Origin of the sequence: Sphingomonas sp. GV3 (assembly GCF_031082075.1) — a bacterium.
Lineage (GTDB): Bacteria > Pseudomonadota > Alphaproteobacteria > Sphingomonadales > Sphingomonadaceae > Sphingomonas > Sphingomonas beigongshangi.
The window spans coordinates 1,125,120-1,145,918 of the sequence record NZ_JARWLE010000001.1 but is presented as its reverse complement, the minus strand read 5'-3'; the positions used below and the strand labels follow the sequence as shown (position 1 = coordinate 1,145,918).

Here is a 20,799-nt window from a genome sequence, read left to right as displayed (position 1 = left end):
TAACAGCTGCCATTCAAATTGCTGCATGCGAACGGCAGCAATTTATTACGCTTCACCGTTCCGCGTCGTCGACACGTCTCTTACGGCCACCAGACAGTCAACATGAATGGGCGACCGAAGCTGAGAATCGAGCGGGGCGGCCAGAACGTTCGTTTCTGGGTCCTCTTCAAAGAGGAAACGGTTTGATGAGCTGCGTATGTCGCTACTGAGGCGCGAGTTTCCATTTGACGGGCTGTCTGCCGCGTAGTCATGGATGGGACATCAACGCGGCCTGCACCGCTGAGCTTAGGGTAGAACGAAGTATGCCGGGTAAGGTCCGTGTTTTCCTCAGCAGCACCATGGAGGATTTGGCGAACGAGCGGCAGGCCGTGGTAGAGCAGATCGCAGATCTCGGTCTCGAGCCGGTGAACGCTGAAGGACTTCTGCCGAATGGTGCTACAAGCTGGGATCTTCTCGCGGACGAAATTGCAAGTTCGCATATCTTTGTCCTCCTAATGGGTGACCGGTATGGCTGGGTGCCCACTAGCGGAGCTGGGGCCGGTTCAGGTAAGTCCGTAACTCATCTCGAGGTTGATCTCGCGCGGATCTCCGGCCTGCCGGTATTGCCATTTGTGAAGAGGCTTAAGTACGGCACCGACTCAACAAGCGAGGACGCCGTCCGACGAGATACTTTCCGGAAGCAAATCGGAGAGTGGAAGGACGGCCATTTTCGCGCCGAATTTGATCTCGCCCTGGATCTTGCCCGAAAGGTTCGGAAAGCATTATTGGACGTCTTCCAAGATACTTACTTGAAGCGTGCCGTTCGGCAGGTCAACTCAGCCGGGAGTAAGCTGACCTACGAACCTGCGACGGTGCCGCCGGAGCCCGCCGGCGCGACTCGCCTCGCAGAAGCCCTACTGTTGGCCGGTGCCGGCTTTTCGATATCGGCCGGGTATCCAACAGCAAGCTCCTTGGCAGACGTGCTGGGCAAGAGACTTGGATTAAGCATGAATGGGCCGGAGATGCTCGCGCGACATTCATTCGCGGAAATCGCGTCCTTTGCAGAAAGGCGGTTGGGTCGTTCTGAGCTGCTTGAAGTGGTTCGCGAACTGCTCGACACTCCGATACCCGTCAATCCGACGCCAGCCCACTTCCGCGCCGCGCAGTCTTTTTCCACGATCCTGACCACGAACTATGATCTCCTTTTCGAGCGAGCGTGTGCAGCCCTCGGTAGGAAATATGCTGTGGCGACGCCTCATCGCCCGTTGCCTGATGTTGCGCCGGTCATGATCTATAAAATCGACGGCTCGATCGACGATCCTGACACTCTCGTCCTGACGCATGAGGATGCCGCGAGGGCTGCAACGGCAGAACCGTTTTGGAACGCAGTCAACAAACTCCTGCAAACCCATGGTGTCATAGTGATCGGTCACTCGGTTCGAGATATCACGAGTCAACGGCTGTTATCGACGCGTAATCTGAAGCTCCCCGGGCTGTATGTGAGTCCCCATCTCGATGAACTCGACTCGGTCCGACTGGAGACGTACGGGATAGATCCTGTGATCGCGACGGCGAACGACTTTTTGGCTAGGTAAGCGCATGAAGCGCGCAGCAAATTAAACGACTGCACGCGCGCGTATCGGCCAACATCGCTCCTCCGCCTTCGTCATGTCTCCGGTGACCATCCCCCCCAGTGTCGTTCGAAAGTAATCGGTCCAAAACACCCGCCGTTCCAGCCAGCAGAACGAATGGCCGATGTGGAAGAGCGGAAAGCCGCTCGGGAATGTCTGCAAGTGGGTCTACCCGCCATGCATGTGCCGATTGGCGCCCGGCGGTTATGATGGCGCGCAATAGCTTGGTTGACGACTGGCAATCATTTTGGTTGCCTGCTCCGGAAAACTGACTCCTGACAGCACCCATAAACACCGCCCAAATCATGATTGAAAATTGTGCCAATGCACTGTAGCAATGGTGTGTGCAGGCGGTACCTGCGCGCTAGTGGAATCAAGTACTTAGCTAGCAGTTTTGCTGGGATGGGAATCCTGCCGCCCCAGCCAAGCTAGGGTCAGGACTCATTGGTCATAGCCAGAAGATGACGGTGGCCGCGAGGGCGACGGCAGAGAAGAAGACGGTTGGGCAGCGGTCGTAGCGAGTTGCGACGCGGCGCCAATCCTTCAGACGGCCGAACATGATCTCGATGCGGCTGCGGCGCCGGTAGCGGCGCTTGTCGTATCTGACCGGCTCGTTGCGCGATCTGCGGCCCGGGATGCAGGGCTGGATGCCTTTGGCTTCCAGGGCGTCTCTGAACCAATCGGCATCATAACCACGGTCGCCAAGCAGCCACTGTGCTTTCGGCAGATCGTCGAGCAAGGCTGCCGCGCCGGTGTAGTCGCTGACCTGCCCGGCGGTCATGAAGAAGCTCAAGGGCCGCCCGTCCGCATCGCTGACGGCGTGCAGTTTGGTGTTCATGCCGCCTTTCGTGCGGCCGATCAGACGGCCGAGATCCCCTTTTTTACCCGCAGACTCGATGCCGTGCGGTGTGCCTTCAGGTAGGTCGCGTCGATCATGACGGTCTTCGGCACGGCCTCCGCTGCCGCGAGACCTTCCATCATTCGCAGGAAAATACCCCTCTCGCTCCACCGCTTCCAGCGATTGTAGAGCGTCTTGTGCGGCCCATAGTCCTTCGGTGCATCACACCAGCGTAGCCCGTTGCGATTGACGAAAATGATGCCGCTGAGCACCCGCCGATCATCGACCCGAGGCTTGCCATGGCTCTTGGGAAAGAACGGTTGCAGACGCGCCATCTGCTCATCCGTCAGCCAGTACAGGTCGCTCATCCACTCTCTCCTCACGGAGCCTGAATCAGATCGCGCCTCCCACATCAATGGGTCCTGACCCTAATCCAACGACTCCGCGGCTATTTGTGTAGCGGCGCTGATAAGCGCTCTACACCCCATCCGGCACTCAGCCCTGCCTTTCTTGACGCGATCCGTGCGCGGCATAACCATCATCAAAAAATGCAAATCCCGTGCTCATCCCTTCCTCGGGAGGGCAAACCAACGGTCCTTTGCCTGCCGCATCCTCGATGCACGCGAGAGGGCGCAAGCCTCCAGGGCGACAGAGCGGACGTTGCCGTTCAGCGGATGCCGATGCCGCGTTCGCGTGCCCAGATCACCGCCGCGCTGCGCCGGTTGACGCCGATCTTCGCATACAGCCGCGACACATGGTTCCGCACCGTATTGCCAGTCAGTCCGAGCCGGTCCGCGATCGCCTTGTCGTCGGCGCCTTGGCAGATCAGCTCGAGCACCTCCCGCTCGCGCTTGCTGAGATCGAGCGGAGGATGCCGCTCCGCGTCTCCACCGCCGCGCAAGGTCGCGAGCTTGTCCATGATGGAACGGCTGAACCAGCTCGCGTCCTTCATCACCGCATCGATGGCCTCGACCAGTTCGAGCTCGCCATGCCGGCGCTCGGTCACGTCCTGGTAAAGCCATAGGGCGCAGCGGTCGCCGCGCACGTCGATGACCTCCGCGGAGACGAGGCAGTCGATCGGCGATCCCGTGGCCGGCCGCAACCGGACGTCGAGCGTGCGTATGCCGCCACGCCGATCCAACTCGCGCTCGACCTCCTCTCGCTGCGAAGCGTCGTTCCACAACTGGATCTCGTCCGCATCGCGCCCGATCAGCTCGTGCGTGCCCCGCCCGGTCAGGCGCAGAAAGGCTTCGTTGACCTCGACGATGCGGTGGTCGGGCAGGGCGGTGACCACCATTCCGCCGGGCGCGAGCCGGAACATCGTCGCGGCGCGATGCTCGCTCGACGCCAGTGCGCGTTGCGCGAGCCGGCGCGGTTCCAGATCGGCGAAGGTGAAGAGCATGCAGCGCTGATCGCCGACCTCGATCGGCTGACCGGCCAGGATGACCAGCCGCAAGGACCCGTCGGGCAGCGGCAATTCCGCCTCGACCTGCGGAATGGTCAGGCCATGCTGTAGCCGCTCGGCGACGAGAGAATGACGCTCGGTATGGGCCAGGATGTCCAAGTCGCGAAGATGGCGTCCCTCGATCGAATCCCGCGAGCATCCGCAAAGTTCGGCGAAACCCGAGTTCGCCCGGAGGAAGCGTTGGTCGGCGAGGCGCAGGATCAGGGCCGGGGCGGGATTGGCCTGGAACATCGCCTCGAACCGCGCCTCCGCGTCGTAGCGCTCGGACACGTCCTGGATGACGAGCGCCAGATAATCCGGATCGCCGCCATCGACGTCCATCACGACGTCGTGCACCATATGCGTCCAGCGTGGCTCGTTGACGCCGACCGGCGCCACCTCGACGACGACGTCCGGGAAGTTCTCGCCCGCCAGCATCCGCATGATTGGATAGTCACGCCGGGCGAGGCGCTGGTGGTTGCGATAGCGCAGGCAGAAACGCTGGCAATAATCGTCCGCCGTCGCGCCGAGCGCGTCGGCCTGCGTCACGCCATGCATCGCCAGCGCCGCCGCGTTGGTGCCGACGATCGCACCGGACGGATCGACGAGGATGACGCCGACGGTAAGCCCCGCCATTAGCTGTTCCAGATGACGCAGGGTGGGCGCGTGGGACGCATGCGGATGTCGCTGGCTCATGCGGCTTCAAGCCCCCGGCAACGCTTCGGGTTCCGGCCCGGACGTGACGGAAGTACCAAGCCCATCGTGACGGAATGACCAGGCCGCCTCGCGCGCCTGTTGATGCCGAATGAACGCCACGGTCCCGCCGACGGTTGAACGCCCGCAGAGACGATGATCGGCAATTCCGCCGGTTCGTCCTTGGAGGATGTCATGGGCTTGGTAATTCTACTCGTCGTCGGGGGGCTGATCGGCTGGGTCGCCAGCATCATCATGCGGACCGATGGTCAGCAGGGGATCTTCCTCAACGTGGTGGTCGGGATCGTCGGTGCCATGCTCGCCGGCTTCCTGCTGACGCCGCTGATCGGCGGCGCGCCCATCACCAGCGGTGTCATCAGCCTGCCGTCCATCCTCGTGTCGCTGCTGGGCGCGGTGGTCCTGCTGGGGATCGTCAATCTCTTTCGCCGCGGCACCGTCCGCTGAACATTCCGTCGCTCCCTTCCGGTTCCCGTCCGCACGACGCGTGCGGCGGACGGCGGGCGGCGACCTACGACCAAGGAGGTCACAATGCACAGGCACGTCATCGCCGCACTCGTCGCGGCGTCCCTTGCGGCGGGCGCGTCCGCACAGAGCGCGCACGGATCGCACAACCCGGCGTTGAAACACCCCACCGCCCATGACGTGGCGGCGCCGGCGAAGGGTCGCAATTCGTTCACCGAGGCGCAGGCACGCGGTCGCCTCGAAAAGGCGGGCTTCAGCGGCGTCAGCGCCCTGACCAAGGATCGCAACGGCGTCTGGCAGGGCACCGCGATCAAGAACGGCGCCAAGGCGACCGTGATGCTCGATTACAAGGGCAATATCACCACCCGCTGAAGCGGGCCGAACAGCCAACCAGGAGACAGATCATGACCAGGACGATCACGCGCCTGTATGACGATTATGCGGACGCCAACGCCGCCGTCGCGGCGCTCGAGAGCCATGGCGTAGCGCGCGACGACATCAGCATCGTCGCCAACAATGCCGACGGCCGCCACCAGACCGGCGACGGCGCGCGCGCCGATGCTGTGCACGAAGGCGTCAACGACCATGGCGACGTCAGCCGGGGCACGTCGACCGGCGCGGTCCTGGGCGGGGCCGGCGGCCTGCTTGCCGGTCTGGGGCTGTTGGCCATTCCCGGTCTCGGCCCGATCGTCGCGGCAGGCTGGCTCGCTGCCACCGCGGCGGGCGCCGGGATCGGTGCGGCGGGCGGCGCGGCGACGGGCAGCATCGTCGGCGCGCTCAAGAACGCGGGCCATAGCGACGAGGACGCCAACGTCTATTCGGAAGGCGTTCGTCGCGGGGGGACGCTGGTCAGCGTGCGCACCGACGATTCCGCGCCGGGACAGGTGGAGGCGATCCTCGACACCTATCGTTCCGTCGACCCGGGCGCGCGCGGCGCCGCCTATCGCGCGCAAGGATGGAGCGCGTTCGACGCCTCCGCCCCTGCCTATACGCGCGACGAGGTGGAGCGCGATCGCGCGTCCCTCTCAACGCACGGCGACCGCGTCCTCTAGGACGAGGGCGTTGCGGCAGCCGAGGGTGGAAGGTGGGACGTAAACTCTACAACCTGGGCTGCCGCATCTGCGGGCGTGGCGCGGACCTGTTCGGCCACCCCGCTTCGATCGTCCTGGTCGCGCTTTTCTGCGCGATCTGGTTTCTGGCGGCGGGCGCGGCCGGCGAGAACGCACTGACCCTGATCCTGTCGGTGCTGTCGATCACCCTCACCCAGATGGTGCTGAACGGGCAGCGTCGCTCCGAGCAGGCGCTGCACCTCAAGATCGACGAGCTGGTCTACGCCATTCAGGGTGCCCGCAACGAAGTGGCGGGTATCGAGACGAAGTCGACGGAGGAATTGGACGCGCTGCGGCGGACGGGCGAGGCCGCCGAGGACGAGCTCACGCTTCGTGGCGCAACCGACGAAGGATAGGGGTGAGGGGCGCCTCGCAAGAATACAGCCCGTGGCGGGGAAGCGGCCGATCGAATGTTTTCGCCGGATTAAAACCACGATCCCCGTCGTTCCCGCCACAGGATGGTTGGAATCGGGGGACGAGGAATGCAGCGGATCGCTGGAGCCATGTTTCTGTCGGTGATGGCGGTCGGCCTGGGTGCCGCCGAGCCGGCGGCGGCGCAGGTCATCGCGTCGGTCGGCGCAGATCATAGCAGCGGCAGCTATGGCACTGGGGCGCGGATCACGACGTCGAGCGCCGCCATCGGACTGCGGGTCAGACGAAAGCGGGTGAGCACCTTTGCCAGTCTTCCCGTCGTCCACGTCGATGCACCCGGCAATGTCGTCTCGACGGGCGGCCTTCTTGGCCTGCCGATCCTGATCGATCCCGCGCGCCCCGCGACGCGCGTGCGGCGCGGCGGGGTTGGCGACGCCGTCGTCGGGGCGTCGGTCCAGTTGGTCGAGCCGCGCCGGCATCATGTCGCACTCGCTGTGACGGGCAGCGCCAAGCTGCCGACGGCGTCGTCCGCTCGCGGCCTCGGGACGGGCAAGGCCGACTTTGCGGTGACGATGGAAGCAGCGCGGCCCGGCAAGGTGACGCCCTTTGCCGCGCTCGGCTATACCGTTACGGGCCAGCCCGCCAACTATCGGCTGGAGAATGTCACGACCGCCAAAGGGGGCGTGGCGCTTCGCGTCGGGCGGACGAGCGAGGTCAGCCTCTACTTCGATCACGCATCGCGCGTTACCGAGACGACAGGAGACCGGCAGGACGTCGCGGTCGGCCTGGAGACGAACCTGTCATCACGCCTGTCGCTGGGCGTGCAGGGCAGCACCGGGGTAAGCCGCAGCGCGCCGGCCGCGAGCGCGGGCATGCGGATCGGCGTCCGCCTCTAGAGGACGATCCGCCAGGGTTGGATCGGGAGCGATGCCGGTCCCGCTTTCATGGAGGTGAATCAGGCCCCGGGTCAGACGATGCTCACCGCCAGCCGCGCTGCCGTGCCCTGATCTCGCCGGCGGCATCGAGCGGGTCGCCGGCCATCATTGCCTGCGCCGCGTTCAGCAGGGCCGCGTCGCCCGAGGCTGCCTGGCGATAATCGGTCCCCGCCGCACGGCTCCCCGGTGTGGTCCTCACCAACCGCCAGCCTTCGCCGTCGCGGCAGGCGATGCCGTCCCGCGCGCGGCCCGCGAAGACTCGGCAATAGGCGCCCTGCTGATTACGGAAGCTCACCAGCACCCGAGGATCGCCGTCGGTCGCTGCGAGGCGCGTGTCGAGCGCCTCGCCGAGCGCGCCGCCGGCATGATCGCCGCTGCCGGGCGATTGCCGCCACGGCGCCGCCAGTCCGAGCGCGAGCGCCAGCCCGGCAGCCACCGCTCCGGCCGGCCACCAGCGTGCGATACGGGAGCGACGCGGCGGCAGTGAGACGACGTTATCGGTCAGCAGCGCGGCGAAGCGATCGGGCACCGGCTCCTCCGCGATCGGCGAGAAGGCGCGGGCCATCCGGTCGCGCAGCGCGCGATGGTCCGCCACGCGACGCTCGAGCGCGGGATCGTTCGCCATCGCCTGCTCGACGCGTTTCGCGGCGATGGGATCGAGCTCGCCATCGGCATAGGCCATCAGCAGCGAATCGTCGATCGTCATGCCGCTTCTCCCATCCGCGCGAGCAGGGCCTGTCGTCCGCGGACGAGGCGCGACGTCAGCGTACCCATCGGCACGTCGAGCACGGCTGCCGCTTCCTTATAGGCGAGCCCCTCGACGAGGACGAGCGCCACCGCCTCCCGCTGTTCATCGGGCAGCTCCGTCATCGCGCGCTGTACCAGGGCCAGTTCCAGCCGCGCCTCGATCGCGCGGGCACCGTCGTCGCCGATCGCGACCCCGGCCTCTTCGGGCAGGAAGGTCTGCGCGGCCCGGGTGCGGGCGCGGCCCTGGTCGATCCAGGCATTGCGCGCGATGCGATACATCCAGCTGTCCATCCTCGTTCCCGGTTGCCATTGGTCGCGTGCGTTCAATGCCTTTTCGATCGCAATCTGGCACAGATCGTCACCGTCAGCGGCGTCGCGCGACAGCGAGCGGGCAAAGCGCCGCAGGCGCGGCAGGATCGCCAGCAATTCGTCCTCGAACCTCGCCAATGTCGCTCCGATGTCCTTGATGGCGGATGAAACGGATGCGGGTGGCCGTTTCATCCCCATGATGACATATTCCTGGCGATGAAAGCGAGACTAGCGTCCCTCCTGGCGGCGACGTTGTTGGTGGGCGCCGGCACGGCGGCGGCCCAGTTGCTGCCCGCGATGCCGCGTATCGGTGAGCTGGCGCCGGCGCTCGGTCCGGTCGCGGATACCGCCGCAGGCATTCCTGAGCGCGGCGCCCGCGCGCTGGAGGCCTTGCGGATCGACCGTGTCGCCGAGTTGGTCCGCCGCTATCCCGATCGGATCGCGAAAGACCCGCAAGGGTTTCCGGCGCGTGCCGGCGAGCTGGTCCTGACCGACCCCGATGCGGCGCTGGTCGCCGCCGCGACCCGGCAAGGTTATCGCGAGATCGAGAGCGGAGACCTGCTCGGCGTGCGCTTTACCCGGCTGGCGGTCCCGCCCGGTCGCAGTCTCGCGGCGGCGATCCGCGATCTGCGCGGGCTCGGCGCCAGCGACGTCGCGGCCGATCAATTGCACGTCGAAAGCGGCGCCATCGCGGCCGCGCCCATCGTCCCTGCCCGGGCGGCCGGCCCGAGCGGGGCCGCGCTTCAAGTCGGCGTGATCGACGGCGGCGTCGCCGACGCGCCCGATCAGCGCGGGTTTGCGACCGGCGCCCCAAGGCCCAGCGCCCATGGGAGCGCGGTGGCCTCGCTGATCGCGGGCAGGGGACCGATCCGTGGCGCCGCACCGGGAGCCCGGCTCGTCGTGGCGGATGTTTACGGTGCCGATCCGGCCGGCGGCAACGCGACCGCCATCGCAAAGGCGCTGGTCTGGCTGGCCGCACGGGGCGTCCCCGTCGTGAACGTCAGTCTCGTCGGCCCTGCCAATCCGCTGCTCGCCCGCGTCGTCGCGGCGGCGCAGGCCAGGGGCATGCTGATCGTGGCGCCGGTCGGCAACGACGGCCCGGCGTCGCCGCCGAGCTTTCCCGCATCCTATCCGGGGGTCGTCGCGGTGACCGGGGTCGACGCCCGCAACCGCGTCCTGATCGAAGCGGGGCGCGCCACGCATCTCGATTATGCCGCACCCGGCGCGGACATGATGGCGTCGGCAGCGGACGGAGGGACCGTCGCCGTACGCGGGACGTCGTTCGCCGCGCCGCTCGTCGCGGCGACGCTCGCCCGGGTCTATCAATCGGCCGACCCTGGCCGTCGCGCGGCGGCACTGGAGTCCGTCGATCGCGCGGCGCGACCGCTCGGTCCCCGCTATGGACGCGGTGTCGTATGTGGCGATTGCCGCACGCAGCCTCGCTGAATATTTTTCGGGATTAAACGCATCGGCGCATCCGTTCTCCGATCAGACACGCAACAGCTGAAGGAGAATGACATGATCAAGTGGCTGATCGGCACGGCCCTCTGCCTGATGACCGTAGCGCCCGCCTCGGCGCAGCTGCTGGGCGGTGCCGGTGGCGGCATGCTTGGCGGCGCTCTGGGCGGTGCGGGCTCCGGCAGCGCCGGCGGAATGCTCGGTGACACGATGGGACGCGCCACCGGCGCGGCCGCGTCGAGCGGCTCGCTGCAGGCACAGCGCAGCATCGACACCCGTAGCGGACGGGCAAGCGCTTCCGGCAACGCGTCGGGAGCATCGGCGCTGCACGGCGCCACGGGTCTCGGCGGACGTTCGGCCAGCGGTTCCGCCGGCGCGACCGGCTCCACGGGCGGCTCGGCGGATGCACAGCTCGTCGGGACGGATGCGCTGACAGGCGCGGCGCGCAGCGGCGTCGCCGCTACCCGCGGCGCGGTGTCGCAGGTGCGCAGCGTCGGTGGCACGGTGATGAACGGCGCCCGGACGGCAGCCGGACAGACGCTCGCAGCCGGCGGCGGCGCGGCAGGAGGCAGCAGCGCGGCGGGTGGACTTGGCACCGGGCAGCTGGCCTTGGCCGGCAGCGCCGCCGCGGAGGGGGCGGGGAGTTTCACCATCACACGCGGCATGAACGTCGCGGATGCACGCGGGCGCGTGATCGGAACGGTTCAATCGGTCCGCACCACGGCCAGCGGCGCGGTCGAGGCGGTGACGGTCGCCGTCGGCAACCGGCTCGCCAGCCTGCCCGCCGGCAACTTCAGCGGATCAGGCGATGTCCTCGTCTCCCAGATGGGCAAGGCTGAGGTCGCCCGTAGCGCCAAGGATCAGCAGGCGCAGTGACCCCGGGCAACGCAGGGTAAGGGGGTCTTTCCGGCCGTCGGTCTACAGCCGACGGCCGGCGGATCCTCGACACGACGTCCCCTAGGTCAGGCTGAGCTCCGACGCTTCAGCTCCCGCCTGCCTGAGGAGGCGGGTCACTTCATCGGGATCGGCTTTCCCATCACCATGACGTAGGACACGTGCGTCACAGCATCGGCATCGGTCAGCGGATCGCCGTCGACGGCGATCAGGTCGGCGCTCTTGCCATTGTCGAGCGTCCCCGTCTCTGCGGTCAGGCCCATCAGTTCGGCCCCGCCCTTCGTCGCGGCGATCAGTGCGTCGCGCGGCGTCATGCCGCCCTTCGTCACCATCAGGCCGATCTCCTGCGCATTCTGGCCATGCGGGAAGACGCCGGCGTCGGTACCCAGCGCGATCTTCACCCCGGCCTTGTAGGCGCGATTGAGGCCGACGCCCCAGGCTTCGAACGCCTGCCGCGCCTTCTTCTCGCTCGACGGCTGCAGCAGGCCCTTGCCGACCATCTGCACCGCGCCGCGGAAGGCCAGCAAGGTCCCAACGTAGAAGGTGCCGCGCGTCTTCATGTCGGCGATGCCGGTGGCATCGACGAAGGTGCCGTGCTCGATCGAGTCGACGCCCGCACGTACCGCGGCATCGATGCCCTTGGCGCCGTGCGCATGCGCCGCGACCTTCAGGTGGAGCGCGTGGGCGGTATCGATGATCGCCTTCATCTCGGCGTCGGAGAAATGCTGCTCCAGGCCGATATCGCCGGGATCGAGCACGCCGCCCGTCGCCATGAACTTGATGACGTCGACGCCCTGCGCCCCCAGGCGGCGGACCGCCTTGCTGCATTCTTCCGTGCCCGTGCAGACCGTGAACATCTCCGGCGTGGCCTCCAGCGCGTCGCGAAGCGTCGGCGAAAGCCCGACGGCGGGATCGGCATGGCCGCCGATCATCGACAGCGGCTGGCCGGACACTTCCATCCGCGGTCCCGGCACGCTGCCGTCGCGGATCGCGTCGCGTACCGCGATGGCGGACGTACCGCTCGATCCGACGTCCCGCACGGTGGTGAAACCGGCCCGCGCCGTGATCAGCGCGTTCTTGACGCCGGTGACCGCGGCGTAGCTATCCGAATATTTGGGTCGCAGCGTCTCGTACCAGGGCAAATTGGCGTCGCTGGTCAGGTGGACGTGGACGTCGATCAGCCCGGGCATGACCGTCTTGTTGCGCAGGTCGACGATCGTGGCGCCGGCGGGCGCGACCGCGCCGGTCTCGACGCGCGTGATGCGGCCGTCCGTCACGATGACGGTGGAAGGGCCGCGTGCGGGCGCCGATGCGTCGATGATCAAGCGACCGGCCTGGATCGCGTAGGTCTCCGCTCCCGCTGCGGATGCGCAGAGCGCGAGGACGGCGGCGGCAACGGATTTGAGCATGTGGACCCCCTCGAACATGCGCCACCCGATTCGATCGCGCACCGCGTCACCGTGACAGCATAAGGCGTTGCCGATCAACCGTTACGATCACGGCGTGGGGCGGCCGGCGGCGTCTTCCTGCAAAGCGGTCCCGGCCGCGTGCGCGAACCCGGCCTTGGCGGGATCGCACGGCCGCCGGCGCATGGGAGGATCGGCCAGGGCGCATCGGAGTTCCCGGTCCCCGCAGCCGTCGCCGACGGCGTTCGGCGGCGCCAGCAGACCTTGCCCGCCAAGCTATTGTGATCGCCGCCGTGGTCTGCATAATGACCGTAGATCGTACCTGCCGCGGCGGGATCGCGTATGGGGAGCGGCGGGATTCAGGAACCCCTTTGTTCGTCCACGCGCGGGCCGTCCGATCCCCTCTTGTCGAAAGCCGCCCGATGCGTTTGATCGCCAGTTGCCTATGTGCCGTCATGATCGCCGGGTCGGCCGCCGCGCAGGACAAGCCGCAGGTGACCGCCGCGGATTACACCCGCGCAAACCATCAGCTGGCACCGTGGACGGCGCCCCTCGTCGATCATGCGGTGCGCTCGGCGCATTGGATCGACGCGCGGCGCTTCTGGTACGTGGATAGCGATCACGGCGTGCCGACGATCATGCTGGGCGATGCGGTCGCTGGCACGAAGGCGCCGGCATTCGAGACCCTTGGGCTGCTGGCGTCGCTCAATGCCGCCGGCCTGAAGGAGCGGGATGCGACCAAGCTCGGCTTCGAAAACCTGGAACCGAACGCCGCCAAGACCAGCGCGATCGTGTCGATCGGGGGCGAGCGGTATGATTGCGGGCTGGCTCGCCCCTATGTCTGTACCAAGCTTCCCGCGCTGCACGCCGGGCAGATCGCCGGCTATCTCGTACAGCGGGGTGCGGCGGCGGCGGCGGTGCTCTCTCCGGACGGCAAGCGTGCGGTCTTCCTGCGCGACTGGAACCTGTGGGTTCGCGACGTGGCCAGCGGGGCGGAGCGGCAGCTGACGAGGGACGGCGTCAAGGATTTCGGCTATGCGACCGACAACGCGGGCTGGAAGCATTCCGACCAGCCGATCGTCATCTGGTCACCCGATTCTCGGAAGGTCGCGACCTTTCAGCAGGATCAGCGCGCCGTGGCCGATTTCTCGACGACCACGACGCAGGTCGGCCATTCGCGCGTGGACACATGGAAATATCCCTTCGTCGGGGACAAGGAGATCATCCACATCCAGCGGGTGATCGTCGACGTCGACGATGGACGCGTCCTCCGCCTCAAGATGCCGGCGGACCTGCACCGTTCGTCGCTGTGCGACGACGTGGTATGCGGGGAGGGACCGCAGGACATGCAATGGGCGAAGGATGCCCGGACGCTCGCCTTCGTCTCGACGTCGCGCGACCACAAGGTGGAGACGATGCGGATCGCCGATGCGAGCACCGGCACAGTGCGCGACGTGTTCGCCGAGACCGTGCCGACCTGGTTCGACAGCGGCTACAATGACGAGGGGATCAACTGGCGCTATCTGTCGGAGCGCGGCCAGATCCTGTGGTGGTCGCAGCGCGACGACTGGGGCCATTACTATCTGTACGACGCGGCGAGCGGCAAGCTGGTGCGGCAGGTGACTGAGGGCCGGTGGAACGTCGATCATCCGGTCCATATCGACGAACGCAGCGGACGGATGCTGATCGCCGGCGTCGGGCGGGAGCCCGGTGTCGATCCCTATTACCGGAGCATCTACGCGGTCGATCTGAACGGCGGCAAGCCGAAGCTGCTGACGCCGGAGAAGCAGGACCATATCGCGGTGCCGTCGGACGACGGTCGATATTTCGTCGACATCTATTCCACCCCCCAACAGCCGCAGAGCGCGGTGCTACGACGGGCGGACGGATCGGTGGTGGAGCAACTGGCGAAGGGCGACGCGACGCGTCTGCGCAACGCGGGATGGCAGCCGCCGGAGAATATCGCCGTGCGGTGCAGCGACGGCCGGACGCTCTGCTATGGCCTGCTCTTCAAGCCGGCGCAGCTCGATCCGCAACGGAAATACCCGGTGATCGACTATATCTATCCGGGACCGTTCATCGGGACGATCGCCTCTCGCCAGTTTTCCCCGTCGATGGGCGACGCGAACGCGCTCGCGCAGCTCGGCTTCGCGGTGGTGGAGATCGACGCGCTGGGTACGCCGCGCCGGTCGAAGGCGTTCCAGGATTTCTACTATCGCGACATGGGCGAGCAGGCCGTTCCCGACCAGGTTACCGGGATCAAGGATCTCGCCACGCAACATCAGTGGCTGGACCTCGATCGCGTCGGCATCTGGGGCCATTCGGGGGGCGGCAATGCGACCGCCGCGGCGATGTTCCGGTTTCCCGACTTCTTCAAGGTCGGGATCGCCGAGAGCGGCAATCACGACAACCGGAACTACGAAGACGATTATTACGAGAAATATCTCGGTCTGCTGACCAGCGATGGCAAGACGTCGAACTACGACCTGCAGGCCAATCAGGATCTTGCCAAGAACCTGAAGGGCAAGCTGCTGCTGGCGCACGGACTGCTCGACGACAATGTGCCGGTGTCTTCGACGCTGCTCGTCGTCGACGCGCTGGAAAAGGCGAACAAGGACTTCGACCTCATTCTCTTTCCGCGCGCGCATCACGGCTATGGCGATACCTCCAGCTACATGATGCGGCGGCGCTGGGACTATTTCGTCGAGAACCTCATGGGGGCGACGCCGCCCAAGGAATACAAAATCGTCGGGCCGGGCGCAGTCAGGTGACCGTGCGTGAAGCGGCGGCTGGATCCCTGTCCGGCCGCCGGGTTAGGGTGAAAGCGCTCCGACCCGTCCGCTGATCAGGGCGCGGCGGGGCGGTTCGGCGCATCGCCGTTGCCGGGCGTGTCGGCGCCGGGCGAGGGGTGCCCGATCGCCGGCGCGGCCGTCGCCTGCAGCAACGCGCGCGCTGTCGGCCGTTCCGGACTGTCGTAGGCGCCCGCCGCCACGGGCAGGATTACGGTGCGCGCCGCCGCCATATTGCCGACGCCGACCAGACCGGATGCGAGCTTGAGCCGGGGGGCGGGGGCATTCGGCACCTCCGTCATCACCTTCTGCAGGGCGTCGAGCGCGCGGGTCGGCGGCGTGGCGCCGATCTGCGCGAAGCTGGCATGATAGGCGAGCAGCGGCTCGATCGCCTCGCCGTCGATCCGGTTCGCCGCCGCGATGGCGCTCCGCGCGCGCGCGATCAGCGCCGGTCGCTGGTCGGCCGGCGCCTGCGCGGCTTCGAGCACCAGCGCCATGCCCTGCCACGCCATCGGTGCGGCGGCCTCGGGCGCGAGGGTGCGAGCCCGCTCCGCCGCCGCGAGGCACTCCGGCGCACGGTCGCTCTTGCACTCCGCCTCGGCGAGCAGCAGGTGCGCGCCCACTTCGTTCGGCCACCGGGTTGCCGTCGTGCGCAATCGCGCCAGCCACCGGTCGCGGCCCGCCAGCGCCCTGGCGCGCTCCTTCTCGATCGCCTGGGCGAGGCCGGGGGGCGTACCCGGCTGCGGCGCGTCGGGAATGGCGATGCGCGACCCGAGCTCCAGCCGCCCCTTGACGAACGCCGCCTCTCCCTCGGTCAGGCGTCGGACGAAGGGCGCATCGTCCTTGGTGGGGGTGTAGACCACCTGCTCATAGGGCTTGCGCGCGAACATGTACTTGCGGATCTCCGCCGCGAGCTGTTTCTGATCGCCGAATACTGTCGCCGCCTCCGCCGCGTCTGCACCATTGGCGCGCATCGCCAGATAGCGGTTGAGCTGCGGCCGTCGCGTATCGGAAAACAGCAGGTAATGCGTCAGGAGCCAGGCGTGGATCGGCGTCCATCCCGTCTTGCGGGGCTGTTCCGCCAGATAGCTGTCGTCGAGCACCTTGCCGAGCGGATAGCCGCCGAATTCGTCGAATACCGCGCCGGCACCCGCGGGCGAGCGGCCGAAGATGAGCTGGTTCTGACCCTGCAGCGCGAAGGACGCGAAGATCTGGCCGAAACCGTCGAGGTACCAGCGTGGATAGGCCGCCGGGAAGTACGTCATCAGGAAATGCTGGGCGTAGCCCGCGTAGATCATGCTCGTCGCCGGCACGTCGATCGATCTGGCGTTGACCGTCACCGTCAGGTCGTGAGGGCCACGCAGCCCCGCCGCCGCGAAGTCGCCGATCAGGGCGGACTGCTGTGCCAGCGCGCCCATCGCATTGGCGCCCCCGGCGTCCGGCGCGCCGGTCGTCGGCGGCGTCGCCGTCATCGCCAGGGAAGAGACCGCGCTCTGGATGGACCGCAGGTTGATCGGCGTTCGCTCGATCACCGTGCGCTGGTCGACCCGCGTCGTCGCCATGACGGCGCCGTCCTCGCGCGGGTCGTAATAGCGGGTGACCTGGAACAGGTCGTTGAAAGGACCTTGCTGCCACCGCGTGTTCTGCAGGTCCATGGCGGAAAATTCCGCCGTATCGCCGATCAGGGTGATGCGTATCCTGACGACGTCGTCGGCCTGATCGCTGCGCCCGAAGAGGCCCGAAAGCAGCCAGTGCAACCGCTCCACGTTGCGGGCGATGCGCGACAGCTCGGCCTCGGACCCGTCGCCGATCAGCGAGACATGATCGGTATCCGCCTGCCTCCAGTTGCTGAGCCTCGACCGCGTGCCCGTGACGATGATGTCCCTGTCCCTGTCCCTGTCCCTGGCCGCGCGGCTCGCGTCCTTCGCCGGCGGATGATCCTGCGCCTGCGCGGGTGCGCCAAGGGCCGCGGCCAGCATGGCGGCGAAGACGAAACTCGAGCGTACCATGTCCCAAGCCTTTCTGGATATCGCGATCCGGACGACGGGATGGTACCGGTATCGGCGGATCCGGCAAATGACATTCTGGGGGCGCCGGTGACGGCGCGGCCGTTGCCGGATGGGCGTCGAGTGCCCGGCCCGCGGCGACCCCGCCGAAGCCGCTCAACCGCCGCCGAAGCCGCCGCCACCGGGAGTTTCGATGACGATGCGGTCGCCGGCCGCCCACTCGATCTGCGCCACGCCGTCGAGTTCCCGATGCGTGCCGCCCCGTCGTTCCAAGCGCTGCCGACCGACGGCGCCGTCCGCTCCGCCCGCCAGGCCGAACGGCGCCACGGTGCGACGCGAGGCGACGATCGTGGCGGTCAGCGGCTCCAGCGCGGTGAGCGCGCGGATGACACCGTCGCCGCCGCGGAAACGCCCGCCGCCGCCGGAGCCGCGTCGCAGGGAAAAGCGATCCAGCCTGACGGGATAGCGAAGCTCGAGAATCTCCGGATCGGTGATCCGCGTGTTCGTCATGTGGCTATGCACCGCCGATGCGCCGTGGAACCCCGGTCCGGCACCGGTCCCGCCGCAGATTGTCTCGTAATATTGGTGGCGCGCGTTGCCGAACAGGAAGTTGTTCATCGTCCCCTGCGACGCGGAACAGGCGCCCAGCGCCCCGAGCAAGGCGTTGCACACGGCCTGGCTCACCTCGGTATTGCCGGCAACGACGGCGCTGCCGGGCGGGGGCGCGAGGAAGCTGTCGGCGGGTATGACGATGGTGAGCGGGGCGAGGCAGCCCTCGTTGAGCGGCAGGTCCTCGCCTATCAGGCAGCGGAAGGCATAGAGGACGACGGCCCTTGTCACCGCGGGCGGCGCGTTGAAATTGCCGTCGCGCGCCGGGCCGGTTCCGGTGAAGTCGATCGTCGCCGCGCGCGCGTCGCGATCGATGGTGACCGCGACCCTCAAGCACGTGCCGTCGTCCATGGGGTAGGTGAACGTCCCGTCCTCCAGCCGGGACAGGACGCGGCGGATGCTCTCCTCCGCATGGTCCATGACATGGCCCATATAGGCACGCACGATCGGCCAGCCGCTGGCCGCGACCAGCGCCTTCAGCTCGGCGATGCCGGTCGCATTGGCGGCGAGCTGCGCCTTGATGTCGGCGACGTTGGTGTCGGGACTGCGCGCGGGAAAACGCGCCTTGGCCAGGAGGTCACGGAACGCGGCCTCGCGCATCGTGCCGCCGTCAACGAGGAGGAAGTCGTCGATGACGACGCCCTCCTCCTCGAGCGTGCGGGATAGGGGCGGCGTCGATCCCGGCGTCAGCCCGCCGATGTCGGCATGATGACCCCGGTTTGCGACGAAGAAACGGATGTCCCTGCCTTCCTCGTCGAAGACGGGCGCGATCACCGTCACGTCGGGCAGGTGCGTCCCGCCGTTGAACGGATTGTTGAGCGCGACGACGTCGCCCGGCCTGAGCGTATCGCCCCGCGCCGCGATGACCGCGCGGACGCTTTCTCCCATTGCGCCAAGGTGGACCGGGACGTGCGGGGCGTTGGCGACCAACCGTCCTTGGTCATCGAACAGCGCGCAGGAGAAATCGAGCCGCTCCTTCATGTTGACGCTGCTCGCCGTGTTGCGCAGCACGACCCCCATCCGCTCCGCGATGCCCATGAAGCGGGTGTTGAACAGTTCGAGCCGTACCGGGTCGACGGTGAGCGGGTCGGGGACGCGCTGCCTGTCGCCTGCATCATGCGTCAGCCGCAGTTCGCCGCCCGTGCCGACGCAGAGAAGCCAGCCCGGCTCGACCATGGTGGTCGCGATCGTTTCGCGGATCAGGGCCGGCCCATGGATCCGGTCGCCGGGCCGCAGTGCCGCCCGGTCGTGGATCGGCGTGCTGTGTTCCTCCCCTCCGGTCCACACGGTGACGTGTGCGAGCGGTGCCGGCATCGGGCCGTCACGCGGCGGTAGCGGCAGCGGCGTTGCCCGCTCGCCGGCCACGACCGCCTCCACCATCACGCTCTCGATGACGATGGGCCGGTCGGGACTGACGAAGCCGAAGCGCGCCCGATGCGACTCTTCGAACGCGAGGCGCATGACGTCCGTCGCGGCCCAGGCGACGGGTAGTGCCGTATCCGTCCCCGCGTAGCGGAGGTGCACGGTCGCAACCCGCTCCGCGTCGGCGCCGACCTCCGCCGCCGCGGCATTGCCTAGCGTCGCGACGATGTCGTCCAGCGCCTCGCCGAGCGGCCGCTCCACCGAACGCTGCCGGATCGCAACCCGGTCGGCGAGGCCCATGCCATAGGCGGAGAGCACGCCCGCAAGCGGGTGGATCAGGACCGTGCGCATCCCCAGCACTTCGGCAACGCGGCAGGCATGCTGGCCACCCGCTCCGCCGAAACACTGGAGCGCGAAATCAGCCACGTCCTCGCCTCGCTCCAGCGCGACGCGCTTGATCGCGGCCGCCATGTTGGCGACGGCGACGTCCAGGAACCCCTCCGCCACCGCACGCGGGTCGTCGGCACCCGTCGCGCCGGCGAGCGCGGCGAAAGCCTGCCGCGGCGCCTCGCCATCGAGCGGCTGGTCGCCGGACGGTCCGAAGACGGCGGGAAAATGGTCGGGCTGGATCTTGCCGACGAGCAGGTTGGCGTCGGTCACCGTCAGCGGTCCGCCGCGGCGATAGCAGGCGGGGCCGGGGTTCGCACCCGCGCTGTCGGGCCCGACCCGAAATCGCGACCCGTCATAATGGAGGATCGATCCTCCGCCCGCCGCGACGGTGTCGATCGCCATCATCGGAACGCGCATCGCGACGCCGGCGACCTCCGCGTCGAGTACGCGCTCGAACCGTCCGGCATAGAGCGCAACGTCGGTCGAGGTCCCGCCCATGTCGAAACCGATCACGCGGTCGAAGCCGGCGACCTGTGCGGTGCGTGCCGCCGCCACGACCCCGCCCGCCGGTCCTGACAGGATGGCGTCTTTCCCCTGAAAGACGCGCGCCTCCGCGAGGCCGCCGCTCGACTGCATGAAATGCAGGGAAATCGGACCCAGCGCGTCGGCGACGCGGTCGACGTAGCGGCGCAGGACGGGCGACAGATAGGCGTCGACCACGGTCGTTCGCCCCCGCGTGACCAGGCCGATCATCGGGCTGACGGCATGGCTGGCCGAAATCTGGGTGAAGCCGGCGATCCGCGCCAGTGCCGCTACGCGCGCCTCCGTTTCGCCATGCGCCCATGCATGGGTGAGGGCGATCGCCACCGCCTCGAACCCCTCCGCGCGACGGGCGGCGAGCAGCGCGGCGGTTTCGGCCTCGTCCAGCGGCAGGACGAGCGCACCATCGGCCGCGATCCGTCCTCCGATCTCGATCACGCCGTCGAACAGCGGCGCCGGCCGATCGATCGCAAGGTCGAACAGGCGCGGCCGCGTCTGGTCGCCGATCGTCAGGAGATCGGCGAACCCCGCGTCGACGACCAGCAGGGTGCGTGCGCCCTTGCGTTCCAGCAGCGCGTTGGTGGCGACGGTCGTGCCCATCTTGACCTCTTCGATCCGGTCGACTGGCAACGGCTCCTGCTCATCCAGGCCCAGGATCGCGCGGATGCCCGCAATGGCGGCGTCGGCGTAGCGTTCCGGCGCCTCGCTCAGCAGCTTGGCGGTGGTCAGCGTGCCGTCGGGCGCACGCGCCACCACGTCGGTGAAGGTGCCGCCGCGATCGACCCAGAACGACCAGCCTGCCATC

General features: G+C 67.6%; 16 protein-coding genes. 9 read left to right on the top strand and 7 right to left on the bottom strand.

Annotated features, from left to right (window positions below; genetic code table 11):
- Positions 1-302 precede the first annotated feature (302 nt).
- Positions 303-1,574: a DUF4062 domain-containing protein gene (locus tag RF701_RS05200; protein ID WP_308814313.1), complete on the top strand. Its 1,272-nt coding sequence runs from the start codon at positions 303-305 to the stop codon at positions 1,572-1,574.
- A gap of 484 nt (positions 1,575-2,058) precedes the next feature.
- Here RF701_RS05200 and RF701_RS05195 read toward each other — a convergent pair.
- Together RF701_RS05195 and RF701_RS05190 are read right to left on the bottom strand one after the other, a co-directional pair.
- Positions 2,059-2,816 (bottom strand): IS5 family transposase gene (locus tag RF701_RS05195; RefSeq protein ID WP_096614366.1). Its coding sequence is split into 2 segments (ribosomal slippage): positions 2,059-2,495 and positions 2,495-2,816, totalling 759 coding nucleotides; the frame shifts between segments, so codons are not numbered across the junction.
- Positions 2,817-3,115: 299 nt separating this feature from the next.
- A complete protein-coding gene (locus RF701_RS05190) occupies positions 3,116-4,528 on the bottom strand; it encodes a PAS domain S-box protein (RefSeq protein ID WP_308814312.1) in 1,413 nt (470 codons plus the stop codon).
- A 252-nt stretch (positions 4,529-4,780) separates the two neighbouring features.
- On the opposite strand from RF701_RS05190, the gene RF701_RS05185 reads away from it, so the two are divergent.
- From RF701_RS05185 to RF701_RS05165, 5 genes are all read left to right on the top strand, one after another.
- Entirely contained in the window at positions 4,781-5,050 is a 270-nt protein-coding gene (locus RF701_RS05185) for a GlsB/YeaQ/YmgE family stress response membrane protein (RefSeq protein WP_203310842.1), read from the top strand.
- Positions 5,051-5,134: 84 nt separating this feature from the next.
- The gene (locus tag RF701_RS05180; RefSeq protein WP_210358347.1) at positions 5,135-5,440 is read left to right on the top strand and encodes a hypothetical protein; all 306 of its coding nucleotides are present in this window, start codon (positions 5,135-5,137) and stop codon (positions 5,438-5,440) included.
- Between the two features lie 32 nt (positions 5,441-5,472).
- Positions 5,473-6,120, top strand: a complete 648-nt coding sequence (locus tag RF701_RS05175) for a hypothetical protein (RefSeq protein ID WP_210358348.1) — start codon at positions 5,473-5,475, stop codon at positions 6,118-6,120.
- Between the two features lie 32 nt (positions 6,121-6,152).
- On the top strand, positions 6,153-6,533 hold the full coding sequence (locus RF701_RS05170; protein ID WP_308814311.1) for a low affinity iron permease family protein: 381 nt from the start codon (positions 6,153-6,155) through the stop codon (positions 6,531-6,533).
- Positions 6,534-6,659: 126 nt separating this feature from the next.
- Positions 6,660-7,445, top strand: coding sequence for a transporter (locus tag RF701_RS05165; RefSeq protein ID WP_210358350.1), 786 nt, complete (start codon positions 6,660-6,662; stop codon positions 7,443-7,445).
- 82 nt (positions 7,446-7,527) lie between these two features.
- On the opposite strand, the gene RF701_RS05160 is transcribed toward RF701_RS05165, so the two are convergent.
- Positions 7,528-8,190 (bottom strand): anti-sigma factor, encoded by a 663-nt coding sequence (locus tag RF701_RS05160; RefSeq protein ID WP_210358351.1) that lies wholly within the window; start codon positions 8,188-8,190, stop codon positions 7,528-7,530.
- Positions 8,187-8,678, bottom strand: a complete 492-nt coding sequence (locus RF701_RS05155) for an RNA polymerase sigma factor (RefSeq protein WP_246848250.1) — start codon at positions 8,676-8,678, stop codon at positions 8,187-8,189. Before RF701_RS05155 ends, RF701_RS05160 begins: the two co-directional genes overlap by 4 nt.
- Positions 8,679-8,798: 120 nt before the next feature.
- On the opposite strand from RF701_RS05155, the gene RF701_RS05150 reads away from it, so the two are divergent.
- Positions 8,799-9,986: a S8 family serine peptidase gene (locus RF701_RS05150; RefSeq protein WP_308815615.1), complete on the top strand. Its 1,188-nt coding sequence runs from the start codon at positions 8,799-8,801 to the stop codon at positions 9,984-9,986.
- Positions 9,987-10,058: 72 nt separating this feature from the next.
- Positions 10,059-10,874, top strand: coding sequence for a hypothetical protein (locus RF701_RS05145; RefSeq protein ID WP_308814310.1), 816 nt, complete (start codon positions 10,059-10,061; stop codon positions 10,872-10,874).
- Positions 10,875-11,008: 134 nt separating this feature from the next.
- On the opposite strand, the gene RF701_RS05140 is transcribed toward RF701_RS05145, so the two are convergent.
- The gene (locus RF701_RS05140) at positions 11,009-12,301 is read right to left on the bottom strand and encodes an amidohydrolase family protein (protein ID WP_308814309.1); all 1,293 of its coding nucleotides are present in this window, start codon (positions 12,299-12,301) and stop codon (positions 11,009-11,011) included.
- A gap of 419 nt (positions 12,302-12,720) precedes the next feature.
- On the opposite strand from RF701_RS05140, the gene RF701_RS05135 reads away from it, so the two are divergent.
- Entirely contained in the window at positions 12,721-15,069 is a 2,349-nt protein-coding gene (locus RF701_RS05135) for a DPP IV N-terminal domain-containing protein (RefSeq protein ID WP_308814308.1), read from the top strand.
- A gap of 74 nt (positions 15,070-15,143) precedes the next feature.
- On the opposite strand, the gene RF701_RS05130 is transcribed toward RF701_RS05135, so the two are convergent.
- Positions 15,144-17,096: a hypothetical protein gene (locus tag RF701_RS05130; RefSeq protein ID WP_308814307.1), complete on the bottom strand. Its 1,953-nt coding sequence runs from the start codon at positions 17,094-17,096 to the stop codon at positions 15,144-15,146.
- Between the two features lie 153 nt (positions 17,097-17,249).
- Complete coding sequence (locus RF701_RS05125) at positions 17,250-20,798, bottom strand: hydantoinase B/oxoprolinase family protein (protein WP_308814306.1); 3,549 nt, start codon at positions 20,796-20,798, stop codon at positions 17,250-17,252.
- Position 20,799: the final 1 nt, after the last annotated feature.